At 48.1% G+C, this 20,424-nt stretch carries 22 protein-coding genes and 1 pseudogene; 16 read left to right on the top strand and 7 right to left on the bottom strand.

The features are described from left to right. Together EOE65_RS17090 and EOE65_RS17085 are read left to right on the top strand one after the other, a co-directional pair. The coding region (locus tag EOE65_RS17090) for an integrase core domain-containing protein (RefSeq protein ID WP_164847152.1) at positions 1 to 342 on the top strand (342 nt) is incomplete at its 5' end. Between the two features lie 116 nt (positions 343 to 458). Beyond that, positions 459 to 992, top strand: coding sequence for a DUF3592 domain-containing protein (locus EOE65_RS17085; RefSeq protein WP_127695987.1), 534 nt, complete (start codon positions 459 to 461; stop codon positions 990 to 992). Between the two features lie 40 nt (positions 993 to 1,032). Here EOE65_RS17085 and EOE65_RS17080 read toward each other — a convergent pair. Continuing rightward, positions 1,033 to 1,380, bottom strand: a pseudogene (locus tag EOE65_RS17080) (transposase); the annotation flags it as partial. A 422-nt stretch (positions 1,381 to 1,802) separates the two neighbouring features. Between EOE65_RS17080 and EOE65_RS17075 the strand changes: the two are divergent. The 7 genes from EOE65_RS17075 to EOE65_RS17045 all read left to right on the top strand — a co-directional run bounded on the left by EOE65_RS17075 (position 1,803) and on the right by EOE65_RS17045 (position 6,004). Then, positions 1,803 to 2,339 (top strand): GNAT family N-acetyltransferase, encoded by a 537-nt coding sequence (locus EOE65_RS17075; RefSeq protein WP_127695985.1) that lies wholly within the window; start codon positions 1,803 to 1,805, stop codon positions 2,337 to 2,339. A gap of 78 nt (positions 2,340 to 2,417) precedes the next feature. Further along, positions 2,418 to 2,681 (top strand): hypothetical protein, encoded by a 264-nt coding sequence (locus tag EOE65_RS17070; protein WP_127695983.1) that lies wholly within the window; start codon positions 2,418 to 2,420, stop codon positions 2,679 to 2,681. Between the two features lie 166 nt (positions 2,682 to 2,847). Further along, entirely contained in the window at positions 2,848 to 3,906 is a 1,059-nt protein-coding gene (locus tag EOE65_RS17065; protein WP_127695981.1) for an acyltransferase family protein, read from the top strand. A gap of 203 nt (positions 3,907 to 4,109) precedes the next feature. Continuing rightward, positions 4,110 to 4,364: a type II toxin-antitoxin system Phd/YefM family antitoxin gene (locus EOE65_RS17060; RefSeq protein ID WP_127695979.1), complete on the top strand. Its 255-nt coding sequence runs from the start codon at positions 4,110 to 4,112 to the stop codon at positions 4,362 to 4,364. Continuing rightward, positions 4,357 to 4,620 (top strand): Txe/YoeB family addiction module toxin, encoded by a 264-nt coding sequence (locus EOE65_RS17055; protein ID WP_127695977.1) that lies wholly within the window; start codon positions 4,357 to 4,359, stop codon positions 4,618 to 4,620. Before EOE65_RS17060 ends, EOE65_RS17055 begins: the two co-directional genes overlap by 8 nt. A gap of 165 nt (positions 4,621 to 4,785) precedes the next feature. Then, positions 4,786 to 5,244, top strand: a complete 459-nt coding sequence (locus EOE65_RS17050; protein ID WP_127695975.1) for a carboxymuconolactone decarboxylase family protein — start codon at positions 4,786 to 4,788, stop codon at positions 5,242 to 5,244. Then, positions 5,234 to 6,004 carry a helix-turn-helix domain-containing protein gene (locus tag EOE65_RS17045; protein ID WP_206052712.1) on the top strand — a complete coding sequence of 257 codons (771 nt, stop codon included), beginning with the start codon at positions 5,234 to 5,236 and terminating at the stop codon, positions 6,002 to 6,004. The genes EOE65_RS17050 and EOE65_RS17045 overlap by 11 nt, the downstream gene beginning before the upstream one ends. 48 nt (positions 6,005 to 6,052) lie before the next feature. On the opposite strand, the gene EOE65_RS17040 is transcribed toward EOE65_RS17045, so the two are convergent. From EOE65_RS17040 to EOE65_RS17030, 3 genes are read right to left on the bottom strand one after another with little or no spacing between them, the layout of a single operon-like run. Further along, positions 6,053 to 6,829 carry an ABC transporter ATP-binding protein gene (locus EOE65_RS17040; protein WP_127695971.1) on the bottom strand — a complete coding sequence of 259 codons (777 nt, stop codon included), beginning with the start codon at positions 6,827 to 6,829 and terminating at the stop codon, positions 6,053 to 6,055. Continuing rightward, positions 6,826 to 7,830: a FecCD family ABC transporter permease gene (locus tag EOE65_RS17035; RefSeq protein WP_127695969.1), complete on the bottom strand. Its 1,005-nt coding sequence runs from the start codon at positions 7,828 to 7,830 to the stop codon at positions 6,826 to 6,828. Before EOE65_RS17035 ends, EOE65_RS17040 begins: the two co-directional genes overlap by 4 nt. Further along, a complete protein-coding gene (locus EOE65_RS17030) occupies positions 7,820 to 8,575 on the bottom strand; it encodes an ABC transporter substrate-binding protein (protein WP_164847151.1) in 756 nt (251 codons plus the stop codon). The genes EOE65_RS17035 and EOE65_RS17030 overlap by 11 nt, the downstream gene beginning before the upstream one ends. On the opposite strand from EOE65_RS17030, the gene EOE65_RS18065 reads away from it, so the two are divergent. The 4 genes from EOE65_RS18065 (at position 8,574) to EOE65_RS17015 (ending at position 11,512) form a co-directional block, all read left to right on the top strand. After that, positions 8,574 to 8,777: a hypothetical protein gene (locus EOE65_RS18065; protein ID WP_164847150.1), complete on the top strand. Its 204-nt coding sequence runs from the start codon at positions 8,574 to 8,576 to the stop codon at positions 8,775 to 8,777. The two genes, EOE65_RS17030 and EOE65_RS18065, sit on opposite strands and share 2 nt — an antisense overlap. 94 nt (positions 8,778 to 8,871) lie before the next feature. Continuing rightward, a complete protein-coding gene (locus EOE65_RS17025; protein WP_206052708.1) occupies positions 8,872 to 9,267 on the top strand; it encodes a VOC family protein in 396 nt (131 codons plus the stop codon). Between the two features lie 29 nt (positions 9,268 to 9,296). Further along, positions 9,297 to 9,812 (top strand): P-loop nucleotide/nucleoside kinase family protein, encoded by a 516-nt coding sequence (locus EOE65_RS17020; protein ID WP_127695965.1) that lies wholly within the window; start codon positions 9,297 to 9,299, stop codon positions 9,810 to 9,812. A gap of 236 nt (positions 9,813 to 10,048) precedes the next feature. Next, on the top strand, positions 10,049 to 11,512 hold the full coding sequence (locus EOE65_RS17015) for a DUF4397 domain-containing protein (protein ID WP_127695963.1): 1,464 nt from the start codon (positions 10,049 to 10,051) through the stop codon (positions 11,510 to 11,512). 240 nt (positions 11,513 to 11,752) lie between these two features. On the opposite strand, the gene EOE65_RS17010 is transcribed toward EOE65_RS17015, so the two are convergent. The 3 genes from EOE65_RS17010 to EOE65_RS17000 all read right to left on the bottom strand — a co-directional run bounded on the left by EOE65_RS17010 (position 11,753) and on the right by EOE65_RS17000 (position 13,302). Further along, a complete protein-coding gene (locus EOE65_RS17010; RefSeq protein WP_127695961.1) occupies positions 11,753 to 12,436 on the bottom strand; it encodes an RES family NAD+ phosphorylase in 684 nt (227 codons plus the stop codon). 1 nt (position 12,437) lies between these two features. After that, complete coding sequence (locus EOE65_RS17005; RefSeq protein ID WP_127695959.1) at positions 12,438 to 12,827, bottom strand: MbcA/ParS/Xre antitoxin family protein; 390 nt, start codon at positions 12,825 to 12,827, stop codon at positions 12,438 to 12,440. Positions 12,828 to 13,095: 268 nt separating this feature from the next. After that, positions 13,096 to 13,302, bottom strand: coding sequence for a hypothetical protein (locus EOE65_RS17000; protein WP_127695957.1), 207 nt, complete (start codon positions 13,300 to 13,302; stop codon positions 13,096 to 13,098). Positions 13,303 to 13,355: 53 nt separating this feature from the next. Here EOE65_RS17000 and EOE65_RS16995 point away from each other — a divergent pair, with 53 nt between their 5' ends. The 3 genes from EOE65_RS16995 to EOE65_RS16985 all read left to right on the top strand — a co-directional run bounded on the left by EOE65_RS16995 (position 13,356) and on the right by EOE65_RS16985 (position 20,423). Further along, on the top strand, positions 13,356 to 15,659 hold the full coding sequence (locus tag EOE65_RS16995; RefSeq protein ID WP_127695955.1) for a type I restriction-modification system subunit M: 2,304 nt from the start codon (positions 13,356 to 13,358) through the stop codon (positions 15,657 to 15,659). Positions 15,660 to 15,788: 129 nt separating this feature from the next. Next, positions 15,789 to 17,153 carry a restriction endonuclease subunit S gene (locus tag EOE65_RS16990; protein WP_127695953.1) on the top strand — a complete coding sequence of 455 codons (1,365 nt, stop codon included), beginning with the start codon at positions 15,789 to 15,791 and terminating at the stop codon, positions 17,151 to 17,153. A 9-nt stretch (positions 17,154 to 17,162) separates the two neighbouring features. Further along, complete coding sequence (locus EOE65_RS16985) at positions 17,163 to 20,423, top strand: type I restriction endonuclease subunit R (protein ID WP_127695951.1); 3,261 nt, start codon at positions 17,163 to 17,165, stop codon at positions 20,421 to 20,423. The last annotated feature ends 1 nt before the right edge of the window (position 20,424 follow it).

Here is a 20,424-nt window from a genome sequence, read left to right as displayed (position 1 = left end):
TCCTCACTGATGATGGCCATTCGGAATAGGAAGCCGCCACCGGGTTTGATCTTCCATACGGATCGGGGCGTTGAGTATCGTGCTCACGAGTTCCAGGCGGTGCTGGATCGGCACGGCATGCATGCGATTACAAACCGGCCGGGCTGCTGCACAGATAATGCGGAAATGGAGTCATTCTTCCATACACTAAAGGGTGAGCTCATCAAAGGGAGAAGCTTCTTTGGTGAGATGCATTTGAGGGGTAAGCTGGTTAGTCACATCCAGCAGTTTTATAATCGAATTCGATTGCACTCCAGTTTAAATTACCGGAGCCCGGTCGAATATGAGGCTATGACGGCTTAAGCGAAAGTGGTGTCCACTTTTTCGGGGGAAGATCACTGGGTGGTCGCCCATGCTGAAAGCGTGATGCACCTGAACTAAATATTTTTACTCTTCAGAATTGAAATAAGGATTTGATATTGGCCAACGAAAGTAAAATAAAAAATGAAAAAATAGCGCGAATAATCCTTTATTTTTTTATTATTGCAGCGATGTTTTTAACATTTGTTATGCTAAAAAACATTATAACGCCAATATACGGTAATATTAATTCAAGTAGTTGGGTTTCAGTTAGTGCAAAATTATTAAATGCTTCAATTAAAACAACTACAACGTCGAGGAGCTCTTCAAATTCAACCGTGTACACTTATTACGGACCTCAAATTACCTACCAGTATAACTTTAAGGGCACTAATTGCATCGGGCATAGGGTTTCGTGGGTTGAAGGTACAGATAATGGCCCCTTGAAAAAGTTGGCTTATGAATTTAAATCCTATTATAAAGCTGGTAAGTCAATTCGGGTATTTGTAAACCCAGATAAACCTTGTGAAGCTATCGCAGATAGATCTGTTCACTGGTCAAAACTCACAACTTACGTGGTTGTGCTTTTAGTATTGTTGCTATTTGGTGGAGGCATCATGTACCTTTTACTTAAGATGCGAAAGAAGTCGTAATGGACCTACAACAAGTGACTGTGGTGTTTAGTCAACTGTTTTAAGCTGTTTTCTGGCACCACAACTCTTCATTTTTTACCATTGTGTTTAAGATTACGATCATCTTCCGCATGCAAGCAACGATAGCCACTTTAGGGATTTTCCCCGCAGCTTTACGGCGTTCATAGTAACTTTTGAAAACGGGGTTACATTGAACGGCTGACAGCATCGCCATAAACATCACCGTTCTAATCCGGTGCCTGCCGCCACGTATTCTTTGTTTGCCATTGAAGGAACCACTTTCCTTATTCATAAGTGCCACACCGACGAGCGCCGCGATCTCTTTTCGGTTTAAGTTACCTAGCTCTAGTAGCTCACTGAGCAGGGTATAAGCTAATACTTTACCGATGGGTGCCGTGCTGTTTCTCTATATTCGAACCGAATGGACAGCTGGTAAGCAGCTTGATTTGGCGGTTGTGTAGTGTTTTGAGTAAGAAGGGGTGCACCTACTGCGAAGGTTTTAGCCGGTGCTTGATCTGCAAATGTTTGCTGATACTCTAGCTATAACTTTCAACGCTTATACCTTAAAGATGGATTTTTATGATTTAAGTTGTCGAGTTTAAATCCCGTAAGTTTTGGTCGAGTGCGGTTGATGTCACAAAGCTCAATGAAAAGATCAAAGAGTACGAAATATCCGGCTGGCAGGTTCAACAAATCAGCCCCTTAACGACGTTCACTGGCAAAGTATCGGCCTATGTTTTGGTGCTCGATAAAGATTGAGGCTATCACCACCAGCCTGTTCAATAGACCTCCTAAGGGCGTGCAAAAATTATGAAGCTTTCCCTATTTCATCAGTCTGCATTTCAACCGGTAGTTGAGCTGTTCAAAAGCGTATTCTCGGCATCAGAGGGGGAGGTAGAGGGCGATGTCATTGCTGATTTCGTTGCTAACCTAATGGTCACGACTGATCCGCAAGACCTTATTGGTTGTGTGGTAGAAGAGAACGAAAAGATTATTGGGTGTATTTTCTTTAGTCGGTTTACTGTCCCGAGTGGCCAAACTGCATTTATTTTGTCGCCTGTGGCGGTTTCAACCGCAATGCAGGGGTTGGGTGTGGGCCAGCAGCTCATCCGCTTTGGTTTAGAGTATCTTAAAACACAACAGGTTGATTTAGTCTTCACATATGGTGATCCGAACTACTATGCGAAAACGGGTTTCACCCCCATTAACGAGACGCTAGTCAAAGCACCTTTTCCCCTGAGTCAGCCAATAGGTTGGCTAGCACAGTCTCTTGATGGTAAAGCAATTCAACCCATGTCTGGGGAGACTCAATGCGTGCAAGCACTTTGTGATCCTAGCCTCTGGTAAACGAATATTGAGAGCCATAACCACTGTAGTTGAGCTGTTAACGGAGTGCTCATTGAGCAAAGCAATAGGGATTAATTTATGAATACCGAAGATCGTATCAAAGAGATAGACAAGAAAATCCGCATGCAAAGCCTAATGGATGCGCCAGGAAGTGCCATGGTGGGGTTGGGGCTTTACGCTAAGTTTGCGGCTGATGGTGATGCATTCCACCCACTTCTGAACGATGCAACCGTGGTTAACGCCATGTTGTCTGTTGGCGCTGCCATTATGATCTGGGGCGGTTACCGAATCTTTGCCTTATATCGCGAGAGACGGCGAATAGTAAACGAGGTCGGTTTTTAGGGCGTTCTGTGTTTGGTTCAATACTGTATTCGCTGACTATTTATAGTCATTTTTCTTAGCCAAGGTCGGGTTATCATTGATGTAACGTGTGCATTCGCTGTTGTTGGTAGGCTTTGGGCAGCAGTAACTACGAGCCAGCGTACTAAATAACGAAGGTCTACCGTTCATGGAAAGAACTTTAGGAGCCGAGCAGAAGCTTGCAATTCATAGTGCCGCAAAGAGCGTAGTAACGCCAACGCAAGCTGAACTCGTGCGAATCGACTACCTAGATGGTTGGCGCGGTATTGCCATACTTTTCGTGCTTTTAGAGCATTTTTTTGATGTTACCGGTATACACGTTGGCAGAATGGGAGTGGACATATTCTTCGTCCTCTCTGGTATGTTGATGTCCAACATCCTTTTTGTGAAGAAAGTACCTTTGAGGACGTTCTACAAAAGGCGTATCAGCCGAATATTTCCTGTCTTTCTTCTATTCGTCACTAGCCTTTCACTGTGTAGCTTAATATTTGAGTTATCTCATGAGCATAACAACTACCTTTATAACTTGCTGTTTTTAAGGTCATATTATCCAGAGCACCCCAGTTTATGGAACACTGGGCTACCTATAGGGCACTTTTGGTCGTTGAATGTTGAAGAGCATAGTTATGTTGTATTGAGTGTCGTAGCCGTGCTGGCTCTTTGGGTTAGAAGGGTTTATTTAATAGTTCTTACGCTCGGTGTGAGCTGCATCGTTACCCATTTCATTTACGTTAAAAACCCCGGTTTCGCACCTGCGAACTTCGAATTCAGAACTGAAGTTGTGGCAAGCTTCCTGCTCATATCTGCAGGGTACTTTTTGGTTAAAAATCGATTCGAGAGGTTTCTGCCTGCTTGGTCGCCGCTTGTTTCTTTCGTGCTAGCTATAGCCTGTTACAGCCCTTATTCTCCGCACTGGAGTTTTGAGTGGTCAGTAGCACCGTTTCTTTTGGCCTTTACAGTGAATCACTTGAATTTACTCCCCAATTTCGTGAAGAGCGTACTGAGTATCCCTGCGCTCCGGTTATTGGGGATATGGTCTTTCTCCATCTACTTATGGCAGCAGCCGTTTTACTACTACGGTATCAAATTTGGTGAAGCCTTCCCGCTCGCTGGTGTTACGCTGTTTTCTTTAGCTATTTTAACCGGTGCCTTATCGTTTTATTTAATTGAAAACCCAGCAAGAAAATTCCTGAACGAACGATGGTAAATGAACAACGCATGTTCGTTTGTTTATCGGCTCGCGTGTCTAAATTGCTCTGGAGGCTAAGTGCCGTATTGGTCGCAGACATTCGTTAATGTTCTGCCATGCGATCCGTTCACTGTCTAGCTTTTTATCCTCTTGATCAAACTTGAACAATATATTGTACGAGATATACTTGTTCTTTATATCGTACATGTTGGAGGTGAGTAATGAGAGTAGTGAATTTCTCTGAAGCGCGTAATAAATTAAAAAGTGTTTTAGATCAGGTCGTTGATGATGCTGATTATACGGTTATATCTCGCAGAGATGCTGACGATGCGGTCGTGATGTCGTTGGATCAGTTCAACGGTTTGATGGAAACTGTTCATCTGCTTAAGACGCCAGCCAATGTTGCTCATCTTGAAAAGTCTATCCAGCAGTACAAGGAAGGTAAGGTTGTGCAGCGTGAGCTGAGTGATGATTGATATATTGTCGTGGACTCAAGAGGCGTGGGCGGACTACGTTTATTGGCAAGGACAAGATAGAAAAACGCTAAAACGTATTAATCGGCTAATTTCTGATACTAAGCGCTGCCCGTTCGAGGGAATAGGTAAGCCCGAGCCGTTAAAGGAAAACTTGGCGGGCTTTTGGTCACGCAGAATAGACGAGACAAATAGGTTGGTTTACGCCGTTGATGGCAGCCAACTGACCATCATTTCTTGCCGGTATCATTATCAATAAAAGGCTGAACCCCGCCCCAGCACTCTTTGTTTTGAGCGGTTATGCACGTTACCTACAAACCTGATACCTCACCTCAAGCACCAAGTTTCGTAGCGTGTCGAAAATCTTCAATACGGCGTTTTAGTTGTTGGTTAGATTCTCTAAAAACATAACGAGGATGTAACTATGGCACTACGCACTAACTATTTTGCACTTGCCCCCAAAGCGATAGAACTGTTGATGGGCCAAGAGGCTTACTTAGCCGAGCAGTTCAACGCTAGTGATACGGTCACGAGTACTACGTGGCACTTGGTCAAACTGAGGGTTTCACAGATCAACCAGTGCGCTTTTTGCGTAGATATGCATGGCCAAGAGTTGCTTAGCCAAGGTGAAACCATTGATCGCGTTATTGGCTTAAGCGCGTGGCGCGATATGCCGTTTTTCTCAGAGCACGAGCGTATCGCGTTAGATTGGGCTGAGCGCCTGACCAAAGCAGAGCCTATTGATGATGGCTGCTACCAAGTAGCGCTGCAAGCACTGGGCGAACAAGCTGTGGTAGATTTAACCATTGCAGTGAACGCCATAAATAGCTGGAACCGCGTTGCTAAAACGTTCAAGCCGGAGGTAGGTAGCTATAAGCCCTGATACACCATTACAGCGCGGGTTCGAGTTTCTTCTCTCAGAGCCCGACGCGCCGCTGTCTGCGTGGGTACAATCGATATGGTCAGCGTCAGTTTTACAGACTGAGCCGGTTGTAAAACCACTTTACCCTGATGCGGGTAGCGGGATTATCTTCAACTTGCGCGGCGAAGTACGTATCGGTACCGAGGTTTTGCCAGAAGGCATCATCATGCTGCCGGTAAAGCACAAGGCCGCGCATATCGCGTTAGCGCCGGGCGCTGAGTTAATGGGGGTTCGCTTTCATCCTGCGATCGGGTTTGGGGTGTTAGGCCGGTTGTACGATAAACCAACGCTGTTGCCGCAAGAGGATTCGCAGTACAGCTTGCACGAAACCTACACTGCGCTGCAAACAACGGGCAGCTCACGTCGAATAGAAGCACTTTACCAGTGGGCGCATTGCCATTTGGCACTGATACTTGCGGTTCCAGATAGCTTAGAAAAAGCGCTGGAATATGTTGAGCAGGGTGATCTATCGGGTGGCCTGAGTGGCTATTCCAACCAAAGCCTGCGGCAGATCGAGCGCCAGTTTAAGCGGTGGCTTGGCATAACGCCTAAGCACTATCAGCGCGTGCTGCGCATCAAAAAAACCATCGGTTATTTGCGCAAACACCCCAATGCCAAACTTGCTGACGTTGCCCACCAGTTTGGGTTTAGTGATCAAGCTCATATGACACGGGAGTTCCGCGTGATTGCTGAGATCACGCCGGGGAAAGTGTCATCGTAGGGCCGCTCATATCCGCGGAACCGGCGTTCTGGTACAGGGGGCTTGCGTTTACTTTCTATCCGCCAAATCGGTTGGTACAACCAATGAGCCTTGCGGCAGAGTAAGGTGAGCGGTCTCGACGCCGTAAACACCGCGAATGCGGGCTGCGGTGAGCACATCGGTTGGGCTGCCATCAGCGATGAGCTGCCCCTCTTTTAAAACGATAATGCGGTCACACCAATAGCTGGCCAAGGACAGATCATGGAGCGATGTGATCACTGTTTTACCTTGTGCAACAAGCGCTTGGAAGGTTCTCATCAAGCCAATTTGATGCGCCGGATCGAGGCCGTTTACCGGCTCATCCGCAATAATAATATCTGGCTCTTGAGCCAGCAGCCGTGCGATAAGTAACCTTGCTTGCTCTCCGCCAGAGAGCTGATCAAAAGGGCGTTCAGCAAACGATGCCACCTCCATGGTGTGCATGGCCGCCTTAACCACCTCATGATCGTGAGCCGATGCTTTCCCAAACCCCGATTGGTGCGGCATACGCCCCAGCATGACCACATCGTAGGCGATTAATGGCCAGTGTACGATCCGCTCTTGCGGCAAAAAAGCGAGTAGCTTGGCAAGCTCATCTGCGCGGTAAGCGGTGCTTGGTCTGCCGTTAAGCTGCATAGCACCAGAAAAGGGTTGCAAACCGGCGATAGCCCGCATGAGTGTGGATTTTCCCGCTCCGTTAGGCCCAATCAAGCCGATCAGCTCGGGTTTGGTGCAGGCGATCGACACATCATGAAGTACCGTTTGTTTGCCTAAAGCGGCGCTCAGCTGCGATAGCGTTAACGTCATAGTTGGGTCCTTTTCTTAACGTTATGCAACAACCAGAAGAAAAACGGTGCTCCCACCAGCGCAGTAATCACACCCAGCTTGAGGTCTTTATCGGGGAATACAAACCGCACTGCGATATCCGCTAGCAGCAAAAAGGCGGCGCCTCCTAACGCACTTGCAGGCAGCAAATGGCTTGGGCGGTTACCCACCAGCGGGCGTAATAGGTGGGGCACAACTAAACCTACAAAGCCGATCGCACCGCTGACCGCAGTGGCGGCACCAACGCTCAGGGCGGTGCCAAAAATAGCCAATAGGTTAGTACGGTTTAGGTTGACTCCCATGGAGCGGGCAACATCTTGCCCAAGGCTTAGGGCATCCAGCGCCCGAGCTGTTGCGAGCAGCAGCACGCTGCCCAGCAAAATAAACGGTAATGCCATCCCCACATGCACCCAGCTGCGATCTGCCAATGACCCGAGCATCCAGAATACAATTTCTAACGCCGCAAAGGGGTTGCTCGACATATTCAGCGTGAGTGATGTTAACGCCCCAGCCAAGGAGGTCAGCGCCACACCTGAGAGAATAATGGTTAATATGTCAGCGCTTTTGCCTGCTAACGCCCTGAGTAGCACTACCGCGACGAGCGCGCCCAACAGCGCACTGATCGGCAACGCATAAGCAAAGGCCGCGCTTAAGCCGGTGTAGATCGCTAACACCGCTCCGAGTGATGCGCTGGCAGAGATACCCAGCAGCCCCGGCTCTGCCAGCGGATTGCGTAACAAGCCTTGCAGTGTGGCGCCGGATAAGCCAAGCGCCGCGCCAATGATCAAGCCTAGTACCGCGCGGGGTAGGCGGATCTCTGTCAAAATAAGGTGATCAGCAGCAGAGATGCTCCCAGCACCAGACCAGAGCGCATCCAATGGATTGAGCCAAACGTGGCCAATCGAGATAGAGATCGCGAACAGTAGCAAAACCAACGCTACGAGTATCGCCATCAGCCATGAGTAGGGGATCTTAATCTGCATGATCTGCGTGTGATTCCATCTGAGTTTTTAGTTGGTTGATCGCCTCAACCGTAAAGGGTGTGCCGCACATCCAATACCGTGAATCCACGGCTACGCGGCGCTCCTTTGGAAACCAGCGATCCAGCGCTGGATGCAGCAGAATCTCGGTGGCTCTGCCAGTATATTGCGACCAGCTTTTCCATGTCATAAGCCGGTCGGGCGATGCGTAAATAAGCTGCTCAAGTGGTAGTTTGGATGCCCCTTGCAGCGCAAGCTCAGTGCCAAGGTGGCGAAAGCCCGCTGCCTTTACCACCTCGCTCTCTAGTGATGATTGCCCGGTGGTGTAGCTGTTTGCACCATACGAGCCCAGCACCGGTGCCGACCTGTGTGTGTGCTGGTTGGGTTCTGCGAGCGCGGTATCCAACTGAGCGATTAAAGCGTTAGCGCGTGCCTCTTGGCCCAACAGTGTGCCAATTTTTGCCAGATGAGCGCTGATATCAGCAAAACGATAGGCGGGCGCAAAGGTCTGTACGTTGACGCCAAGACGGCGCAGCAGATTAACAGATGCGCGGGAGGTATATTGCCCAGCGAGGACTAAATCCGGCTGCAAGCGAATAATTTGCTCAGCCAAGCCGCGGTTTGTATGCAACTGCGCCGCTTCTTTCGCCATAAGGGAAGAGGATGCCTCTGCCGCCAAATAAGAGACAGAGATCAACTGCCCGGGCGCAGCAACTAACAGCGCCAGCTGGTCGGTGCACAGATTCATGGATACAACCCGCTGCGGCGCTTTGGGTTGGTTGGCAACTCCCCAATCCGGCAGCATGGCTAAACTGGCGCAGGCTAACAAAATGAAAGATCTAATCACGATTGGTTTTGGCTCATTTTGCGCAATGGGGGCTCAGGCAGAGGTTGAGTGTTTTACAACGCAAGTAACACGTCAATGGCTAGGGAATAATTATGGCTCATAACCTCGTATCAGCGCCAATCAAAGCTGCCACTGGGCGCAGTAAATTGGTTATGATAAAGCCCTAATACACATTCAGGCCCATCAAGGAGAGAGATATGGTGACATTTGGCTATACCATCGCTTACGTGGCAGACGTTGATAAGGCGCTCAGCTTTTTCGAGCACGCCTTTGGTATGCAGCGTAAATTCATCACCCCTGAGCAGGATTATGGCGAGTTAAGCACCGGCGCAACCACGCTCTCTTTTGCTGCCCACAGCTTGGGGCAGGCAAACCTTAAAGATGGCTACATCAGCGCGACTGACTCGGCCACGCCGCTGGGTATGGAGATTGCGCTAGTCACCACAGATGTTCATGCCGCTCACTGCGCCGCAATTGAGCATGGCGCAACCGAGCTAAAAGCGCCCGAGTTAAAACCGTGGGGGCAAACCGTATCTTATGTGCGCTGCCCATCAGGTATCTTAATCGAGCTATGCACCCCTGTTGCTAGCTAAACCCCTTTGTCTGTTTACAAGGATTAGCTATGGCGGGTCCAACGCTTTATATCTTCTCGGGTCTACCGGGGTCCGGAAAATCAACACTCGCGAAAGCACTGGCAGGTAAAGTCGGTGCGGTTTATCTGCGCATCGATACCGTTGAGCAAGGCCTAAGAGACTTATGTGGCATCGCCGTAGAGGGCGAGGGGTATCGGCTATGTTACCGTGTGGCCGCCGATAACCTACAGCTGGGCACCAGTGTTGTTGCCGATTCATGTAACCCCATTCAGCTATCCCGTGATGAATGGCATAGCGTTGCTGAAAAGTTAGCGGTGCGTTTTATTGATATTGAAGTGGTTTGCTCAGATGAAGCGGAGCACCGGTATCGGGTTGAAACGCGAAAACCCGAAGTTGAAGGGCTGCAACTCCCAACGTGGGAGAAGGTGAAAAAGCGCGAATATCACCCGTGGTGCACTGAGCGTATTGTTGTGGATACAGCGGGATTAGATGTTGCTGAAACCTTACAAAACCTGTTGTCCAAGATAGCAGTACACTCGAAGTAAAAATATTCATTTACTTTAATTAAATCAATTAATTATCAATGCAATATAAAGTTAAATATTATCTAATTTTGTGGTTTTTGTTTCTGATTAGACGTATCTTTTTTGCGGCCAAGCGCAGTACAAACTTAGCGTTACGAACATGACTACACGGCTAACCATCGTGAAATTTTCATTGATCTGATTTTTAAACCCCACGTAAAGGTTGCATAGCAAACAACAACAAAAGGTAACTCGCTATGCCATCCCCCAAAGTGTTTCTCAGCTCCACCAAGCTTGTAATTGGTACTGCCGTCTCCGTTGGAATGTTAACCCTAGCTGGTTGCGGTGGAGGAGGCGGAGGCAAGCATGAGCCCGCTCAATCGCAGCTCCGGGTTACCCATGCATCACCAGATGCACCCATGGTGAATGTCTATGTAAATGGCAAGCTCACCCTAGAAAAAGTCGATTACAAGGTAAGCTCCGGTAATCTGATGCTTGCTCCAGGCGATTATGAGGTGGAGGTGCGCGGCATTCTCCCAGATGGTTCGGAAACCGCTGCGGTTATCGGCCCTGTAACGCTCACGACAGCCGATAACGAACGGCTAGATGTGGTCGCTACAAATGACCTTGCCGCAATCGCCCCGGTGCTGATCCGCACCAACATCGAAGAGATTACAGACGTTGCTGTATCGGTGCTGCATGCCGCGCCTGATGTAGCGGATGTCGATATCTACGTCACTACGCCCGGTGCTGCGCTCATGACAGGCACTAAAATTGATGCAGACTTTGGCGACAGTGCTGGGCCGCTAACACTAGCTGCAGGCACTGATTACCAGATCCGTATTGTGCCGGATGGCGGTGATAGCAGCGCGGTGGTTTACGACTCCGGCACGGTGAACTTCACCAGCGGAACCGAGCTGCTCCTGTTAGCAGTTGAGAACACCACAGGCATCGGCGCTAATCCGGTTAACTTGTTGGCGGTGGATAGCAGCAAAGCGAGCGAGCTATTCACGGCGGGCACCAACGCTGAGGTGCGGGCGATCCATATGTCGGCAGATACTCCAGAGGTGGATGTCTTGGTGGGTGCGCCAAGCACGAACTTGATGGCTCCTGATAACGTAGTACTGATGGATGTGCCATTCAAAGCTGCCGGCAACTACGACAGCATCGCTGCACCAACCGGCACCTACAATCTAGAGGTTGAAGATGCGGCAACCAACTCGCTAACACCGATCGATGTGGACATCGACCTGATGGCAGGCACCAGTTACACCGCAATCGCCAGTGGTAGCTTAAACGCCATGCCCACCGAATCGATTGAGCCGATCCTGTTTGCCGATGATCGCCGCGCGGTCGCGACCGAAGCTAAGCTGCGGGTGGTACATGCATCCTATATCGTTGCGCAGAACATTCCCGTGGATGTTTACCTAACCGCAACGAACGATATCTCAACCGCGATGCCTGCCATTACCAATCTGGCTTACGGTGAATATACCGAACAGCTTCCTGTGGCCGGTGGTGAGTACTTTGTGACCGTAACCGCTGCAGGTGATCCAAACACGGTTGTATTTGGCGCACCATTGATGGGCAGCCCAACCATGTTATCGGCGGGTGGTATTTATACCGTTATCGCCCGAGACCCAGCTGCGATGGAAGATTTAGGGACGAACAGTGCAGGGAATAATGCCATCACGCTAGAAGTCTACACCGCGGGCGATTAGCTCAAGCTATAACCGTGAAAAGGGCAGTAGGAGATGACTGCCCTTTTTCGTGTGTTAGCGGACTAAACATGTAATCAAAGCTCTCTAAGTTACGTAACGAGCTAGCGTAGCGGCTTAAAGAGCCTCAAAAAGTTAACTAATAGCGCCTTTAGTATGTATCAGGGTTTTGGGCTGGCAGAGCTAGCTTGAATGCACGCATTAATAAAATAGAAAGCACTAAGGCTTTCTCTGTACGTGTTGTTATTCAAGCTCAGATACAGAAAGAACCGAGATGATCTTTTGGTGATGCCCACTCCAAACATACCTAAAGTGCTGGCCCTGTAGAGGAATAGTCACCGCTTTGGGCTTAAAGGCTGCCACGCATTCACCGCCATCATGGCGCACACTACGATAAAGCAGCCCGTTGCTCTGGTTGTTTCTAACGGTTTTGGCAAACGCTTGGGAGGCGTCGTAAGAATCTGGGTGATGTAGCTCGGCATACGCGCTGCTGCGCACATCATCAAGTGGCAAAGCGATCTTATTGATGTACTGCCTCATGGTGAGCTCAGTGTCGTGCTCTTGGGTTGCCGAAAGGAAACGCTCGCGATGGTAGATGGTTTCGGCCAGCGCTGTTTTTAAATCCCGAGCGCCGTAATAAACACCATACTGGCCGTTAGTGAAGCGGCTAGCCACGCCAATATGTGTGAAAGCCGCCATCACGGGTGTTGAACCTGGCCCAGATACCCGCTCGTCTGCAGGAATCAGAGTAAGGTCGCCTACCTCGTCTCTTAACCTGTCATTGGTGATTGACTCTATGGCATACACAATATCCAGATCTTCAGGGTCAGCAACTGTTTCAAATAGGCCAATCGGCGGGAAATGGCTAGGAACCAAACGGTGAAGCTGCTCCCAATCGGGTAATACTTTGTTAGGCGCAAAATCCATCTTAGCCCCGCATTGCGTCCAGATAACGGCGTACATCCGCTAGGTTAATCACACTGCCTTTAAGCATCACATTGAGAGCAGATTCCCCGCCAAAATCGCGGTTAGGCTTTTTCGGCCAAGCGTTAGCTTGTTCTTCGGTGGGGAACAGCAAGCGTAACGCCTTATAAATACCCATCACATAAGAGATCCGCTCTAGGGTATCTTTTGGAATAACTGGCCCTTCGCCGTTGCGCCATTTATAAAAGGTTGATCGGGCGGGCCTGCCCAGTAGCGTCATCTCATCCTGAGAAGAAAGTCCCCATGCCTCAGCGATATTGAAAAAAACTTTCAAAGCGGTACTGGATACACGGCTTGGATCTTTCTGCTTGAGAAAATCTTGTGCTGCCAACATAACAGGGCCCTCATTTAGAACATGTCATTATTTTAATCCCTATAGAGACAAATATCAAAAATAGTCCACTTGTGGTTGGTGTAAGGGCGATATAAGGTTAATTTTTGGTGTTAAACGCAGTACAGGGCACCACGCTAACGCTGCAAATGCTGGTTAAAACACTATTCTGCAAGCGCCTGTCGAGGGGTGCGTAGTCGTTGCTAGGGCACGAATATCTAAGTGGTGTTTAGCAAGGTGGTCAGCGTGGTTGTTAGGAGAAGAAACCAACCTAAACAAGCACCAGAGTAAACAGTTCGCTAGCTAGCACTATTTCGGTGGTAATCAGGCAAGCAAATGAGTGAACTACACCAAAAAATACCACCTTAAACGCCTGTGAGCGGTATCGGTTTTCAATGCCGAGCAACGCCTTAAATGCCCCCTCGTTGATTCTGTAGTACACTGATTTCCAATTAAAAAGAGGCAGTGGACGCTTCATCTACGTTTTCCATTGCACTCTGTTATTCAGCTTTACAAAGGCGATAAGTACGCATGGAAAACTTCTCTCAAACAGCAGCGTTTATCTGGTCGGTTGCTGATCTTCTTCGTGGTGATTTCAAGCAAAGCCAATACGGCCGAGTTATTTTACCGTTTACGCTCTTAAGGCGTCTGGAATGCGTATTGGAATCTGATAAAACAGCGGTTTTGGCAGCATACGAAAAAGTAAAAGTGATGAGCTTGCCAGAAGAGGCAGCTGAGAAGTTAATCCTGCGGGAGACTAGCCAGAAATTCTTCAACACGTCTCCCATGTCGCTGGATAAATTGGGTGAAACCGGCATCAAAGACAACTTAGAGAATTACGTCCAATGCTTCTCTAAGGATGCCCGCGAGATCTTCGAATATTTCAAATTCGATGAGTTTGTCGGGCTGCTGAACGATGCGAACCTGCTTTACAAAGTGGTACAGAAATTTGCCAATACCGACCTAAGCCCAGAAGCTATATCTAACCACGAGATGGGCTTGGTGTTTGAGGAACTTATCCGCCGTTTTGCTGAAAGCTCCAATGAAACGGCAGGTGAGCACTTTACCCCAAGGGATATTGTTCGGCTCACCACCTCTTTGGTCTTTATGGAAGATGACGATGCTCTCACCAAAGACGGCATCATCCGCACAATTTACGATCCTACAGCCGGTACAGGTGGGTTCCTCTCCAGTGGTATGGAATATGTGCACGAGCTCAATGAAAATGCGGTAATGCGGGCCTTTGGTCAGGAGCTTAACCCCGAATCCTACGCGATCTGTAAAGCAGATATGCTGATCAAGGGGCAGGATGTTAGCCGTATCAAGTTGGGTAATACACTTTCCAACGACCAGCTCTACGCCGATAAGTTTGACTACATGCTGTCTAACCCACCGTTTGGTGTGGATTGGAAGAAGGTAGAAGGCGATATTAAAGACGAACATACCCTCAAGGGTTTTGATGGCCGTTTTGGTCCGGGCTTACCGCGTGTCTCCGATGGTTCGCTGCTGTTCTTGATGCACCTGATCAGCAAACTCCGTGACACTTCAATAAACGCCGCAGGCGCTCACGAAGGCGGTGGCCGTATCGGCATTATTCTGAATGGTTCGCCGCTCTTTACAGGCGGGGCAGGCAGCGGTGAGAGCGAGATAAGACGCTATGTTCTAGAAGCCGACCTACTTGAGGCCATTATCGCGCTGCCGACGGATATGTTCTACAACACCGGTATCGCGACATACGTTTGGGTGCTATCAAATAAAAAGACCGCTGAACGCAAAGGCAAGGTGCAACTGATTAACGCCTCCAACCTCAGCAGCAAAATGCGCAAATCACTGGGCTCTAAGCGGAACTACCTCACCGATGATGATATTCGCGCCATCACCCGAGATTTTGGCGCGTTTGATGAAGCCAGTGCCATTGACCCCACTAACCAGCAACCACTCACCAAGATCTTTGCTACCCACGAATTTGGCTATCGCCGCATAACGATTGAACGCCCTTTGCGCTTGTCTGTTCAATTCAGTGACGAGAATATCGCGAAACTACGTTTTGCGCCCAAACCGTTCAATGCGCCTATGCAATGGATCTGGAACGATCTTCTTAAAGGCCAGCCTGACGCAGCTTATAGCGAGCTGACTGCTTTTGAAGATGAGATCCGCGCCGAGATTAAAACCAGCTTCCCAGAGCTTAAAGAGAAACAGATCAAAGACCTGCTTGATAGTAAGCTTTGGCTGTTCCAAAAGGGCTTGATAGATAAGGCCTACGCGCTGCAAAGCGCACTGGGTGCAGCAATGGGAGCGGATGAGATCATCAACAACCCTTGTCATGACTTTAACCGCTTCGATGCAGCACTAAAACAGGCACTGAAAACTGCCGGTATCAAGCTGGATGCAAAAGAGAAAAAGCAACTGTTGGATGCTGTCAGCTGGAAAAACCCAGAAGCTGAACCTGTTATCAAGAAAGTACTGAAAGAAGCCGCGCAGGAAAAATATGGCGCTTTTGCAACTGAGCTTAATGGTCAACCTGCTGTAGTGGAATACCAGCCCGATGGTGATCTTCGGGATAACGAGAACGTGCCGCTTGATCCTGCACAACCAGCAAGTAACGTAATCGAAAGCTACTTTGAACGCGAAGTGGCTCCTCATGTGCCTGATGCTTGGATCGATGCCAGCAAGCGTGATGATAAAGATGGCGAGGTTGGTATTGTCGGCTACGAGATTCCGTTTAACCGCCATTTCTATGTTTATAAAGCTCCAAGAAGTCTTGAGGAGATAGATGCGGATTTGGATCAGGTGAGTGCGGAGATTATGAGCCTTCTACAGGAGGTTCACTCATGACGGTCTTTTTCCGCGATCAGCGCGTTGCGGCTGTGCTCACTCAGTCACATAGCTGGCTATGCTCCTTCGCTGTGCGCAGGCGCGCCTTCTGCTCACAAAAAAATCCTCGTCCTGAGGCGGAGGTGGGATATGAGTAAATATCCGCGTTATCCTGAGTATAAAGAATCGGGTGTTGAGTGGCTCGGCTCAATACCAAACCATTGGCAACTAACGAAGATCAAACATATAGCAGAGCTGACCCCAAAAAAACCTGATGTCGATAGAGACTTGAAGTGTAGCTTTCTACCGATGGAAAAGCTTAAAACAGACATGCTGGTCTTGGATGAAGTTCGGTCTGTGCGCGATGTTTATGATGGATATACATATTTTACCGACCACGATATTTTGATGGCAAAGGTTACTCCTTGCTTTGAAAATAAGAACATTGCAATTGCAGAAGGTCTTATAAATCAGCTTGGCTTTGGCTCATCAGAAATATACGTATTACGAATTAATCCGAAGGCGAATAACCGATATCTTTTTTATCGACTTCAAGAAGATAGTTTTATGGATATCGCTACAGCAGCGATGACAGGTGCCGGGGGATTGAAGCGGGTTCCGTCAGATACAGTAAAAAACTTCATCAGTGCATTTCCTTGTGTCGAAGAGCAGGCTCAAATCGCCAGCTTCCTCGATCACGAAACCGCCAAGATCGACGCTCTGATCGAAAAGCAGCAGCAACTGATCAAACTGCTGAAAGAGAAGCGTCAGGCAGTAATCAGCCATGCCGTGACCAAAGGGCTAAACCCCGATGTACCAATGAAAAACTCAGGTGTTGAATGGTTTGGTTCCATTCCAAAAAGTTGGCAGTTAAAAAGGCTTATATGGATAACTACTACCATCAACGATATAAATCATGAGATGCCTAAAGCTACTGATGAAGGTGTTTTATTTCTTTCCGCAAAAGACTTATTGAATGATGGCACACTAAATTTCGAAAAAGACGTAAAAAAAATAAGCAACACTGATTACAATCGTCTCTCAAAAAAAATCAAGCCAAGACGTAATGATATAATTTATTCTAGAATTGGGGCCGCACTAGGCAAATCAAGGCTTGTAGAAACTGATATCAAATTTCTTGTTTCATATTCCTGCTGTGTCATAAGACCAATCTTTGAACTAGTGCTTCCAAAGTATCTTAATTTAGTTTTAGACACTGACCTTGTATTAACAGAAGCAAAAATTAAAACAAACGGCATTGGTGTACCAGATTTAGGACTCAAAGAAATAGGAAGGTTTCCCATCCCATTGCCTCCTATTGATGAGCAAAAAGATATTTTGAGTTACTTAGAAACAAAGCTAAAAAAAATGGATCGCTTGATAAGTAAATCAGTTAAGAGTGTCGATTTAATGAAAGAACGCCGAGTCGCACTAATTTCAGCCGCTGTCACAGGCAAAATAGACGTTCGTAACTGGCAACCAGAAAACCAACCCGCTCAGGCAAACGCATCCTAAGGAAGTAAGATGGCTATTGATAACAGCAAATCAAAGGAAGTTATCTTTCAAAACGATATTATCGCGCAGCTGGTTGCTAACGGTTGGCTGTTGGGTGCACCTGCGGGCTATAACCGTGAGCTGGCTTTATATGAAGAAGACCTGCTCGCGTTTGTGAAGGAAACGCAGCCAACGCAGTGGGCCAAGTACGGTAAGCTCTACCCGCAGAACCCGGAACAGCACTTTTTAGAACGCGTAGCCTCTCAGCTTGCAAAAGCAGACCCAAATGCCGCAAGTAAAGAGCTCCGAACCTTCGGTACATTAGGTGTGCTGCGTAATGAGATCAAAGATCGTGGAACACGTTTCAGACTGTGCCAATTCAAACCCGATCACGACTTAAACCCTGATACGTTAGCTCGTTATAAACAGAATCGCTTGCGCGTTGTACCTGAGCTAACTTACAGCCCCTATGCCACTGATGAACACCTTGCCGAAACAGGAAAACAGGCTAAAAAGTGGCGAATTGATCTGGTGCTATTTCTGAACGGCTTGCCCATCGCAACGCTAGAGCTGAAATCTGAATTTAAGCAGGCGGTAGAAAACGCCATTAAACAATACAAGCTAACTCGCTTACCGAAAGACCCTGTTACCAATAAACCAGAGCCATTATTAACCTTTAAACGTGGTGCTTTGGTGCACTTCGCGGTAAGCCAGTACGAAGTCTATATGGCAACCAAGCTTGAAGGTGAAGATACCTTCTTCCTGCCATTTAACAAAGGTACGGCGCAAGGCGCAGCCGGGAATGATATTCCCGCAGACCCTAACGAATATGCGACGGCTTATCTTTGGAAAGAAGTGCTCGCCCCTGACAATCTGTTAAAAATTCTGGCGAAGTTCGTTCATCTTCAAATCGAAGAGAAAGAGGATTGGCAGGGCAAGAAATATAAAAAAGAAACCATGATCTTCCCACGTTATCACCAGTGGGATGTGGTGAATCAGCTAGTGGGCGATGCGCGCCAGAATGGCCCGGGGCATAAATATCTGATTCAGCACAGTGCGGGTTCGGGCAAATCGAATTCGATCGCGTGGACGGCTCATCAACTTGCATCGTTGTATGATGCTGAGGGCAATAAACGTTTTCACTCTGTGATTGTGGTGACCGACCGCACGGTTTTAGATGATCAGCTACAGGATACGATCTATCAGTTCGAACATGCGGATGGTGTGGTAGGGCGGATCAATAATAAAGAGGGGCAAGGCTCTAAGTCAGAGAAGCTGGCAACGGCGTTAGAAGAAGCCCAGCCGATTATCATCGTTACTATTCAGACCTTCCCCTTTGTGCTTAAAGCGATTGAGAACAGTGTTAGCCTCAAAGAGCGCAACTATGCCGTCATCGCCGATGAGGCGCATTCATCCCAATCTGGGTCTACCGCGCGCCAGCTAAAAGAAGTACTCATGGTAGACAATGCAGAAGACGTTGAAGAGCTGAGTTCGGAAGAGATTCTTGATGCGACCATCGCCGCGCGAAGGGGCTCGGATAACCTCAGTTACTTTGCGTTTACCGCCACCCCCAAAGCAAAGACGCTGGAGCTGTTTGGCCGCCTGCCTGATCCCACGCTACCGGCGTCCGCAACGAATAAGCCCAAAGCCTACCATGTGTACAGTATGCGCCAAGCGATTGAGGAAGGCTTTATTCTTGATGTGTTAAAGAATTACACCACCTATAAGGTGGCGTATCAGCTTGCCGAGAAAGCACGTGAACACGACGCGGAAGTGGATAGTAAAAAGGCTAAAGTAAAGCTGAACCAATGGGTTCGTCTGCATGATTACAATATTGCGCAGAAAGTGCAGGTTATTATTGAGCACTTTAAAGCCAATGTGATGGGGTTGTTAGGTGGCCAAGCTAAAGCCATGGTGGTGACAAGCTCCCGTAAAGAAGCTGTGCGCTACAAGCTCGCTTTTGATCGCTATGTAGCTGAGAACAAATACCAAGATATCACCGCCATGGTGGCGTTCTCGGGTGAGGTTGAGTTCACGGAAGATGATCCCAATGCGGATGCATTAGCGGGTGAAAAATTCACTGAAACCTCGATGAATCCAGCGCTTAAAGGCCGAGATATGCGCAAGGCTTTTGATTCCGATGATTACCAAGTGATGTTGGTTGCGAATAAATTTCAAACGGGCTTTGATCAGCCTAAGCTCTGTGCGATGTACGTCGATAAAAAGCTCGGTGGTGTTGAGTGTGTTCAGACCCTTTCGCGCTTGAACCGTACTTATCCGGGTAAAGCTGAATCAGGCACGTTTGTGCTGGATTTCTTTAATGAACCACAGGACATTCTGGGTGCTTTTCAGCCCTACTATCAAACAGCTGAACTGACCGATGTATCAGATCCAAACCTTATCTACGACCTTTCTGAGAAGCTTAAAGCACAGGGCATCTTTAACTGGAGTGAAGTAGAGCAGTTCTGCACCGCATTCTTTATTCCAAACAAGTCCAATGCAGCTATCAGCAATATCTGTAAACCAGCAGTAGAGCGTTGGCAGAAGCGCTATGCACTGGCCGTTGATGCTTACAAAACCGCAAAAGAGATGTTTGAACGCTGCAAGGCTTCGGGTGATGCGGTGCTGATAGCCAATGGGGAAAATAGCTTTAAGGAGTGTAAGCAGGAAAAGGACGCTCTGGAAATCTTCAAGAAGGATTTAGGTAGCTATGTACGCTTCTATGAGTTTATGTCCCAGATTGTTGATTACGATGATAAAGAGCTCGAAAAACTCAGCTTGTTTGCCAGACACCTGCGCCCACTGCTGCGTGAAAAAGTTGATCAGGACGATGATGTAGATTTAAGTAATGTCACTCTGAGCCACTACCGCTTATCCAAGATACGCCAGCAAGACCTAAAGCTGAAAGAGGATGCACCCGACTATACGCTCGATCCAAATACCGATATGGGTTCTGCGAAAGCTAAAGATAAGAAAGAGGAGTTTCTGTCTGTCATCTTAAAGCGCCTAAATGAGTTATTTATAACGGATAACCTCACCGATGATGACATGCTTAATTATGCTCGAACGGTTGCGGACAAAGTAGGGGAGAACGAGAGGGTGATGCACCAGATCAAAAACAACTCCTCTGAACAGGCGTTCTTGGGTGATTTCCCGCAAGCAGTTGATGATGCAGTCATGGATAGTTCTGACGCGCACCAGAATCAGATGATGCAGATCCTAAGTAACCCTGAGGTCGCCAATGGGTTTGCTAGAGTTGTGTTTGAGCTTCTAATGAATAGACTAAAATAGT

Origin of the sequence: Neptunomonas marina, assembly GCF_004005935.1 — a bacterium.
Taxonomy (GTDB): domain Bacteria; phylum Pseudomonadota; class Gammaproteobacteria; order Pseudomonadales; family Balneatricaceae; genus Neptunomonas; species Neptunomonas marina.
This window is presented reverse-complemented; position numbering and strand designations above follow the sequence as displayed.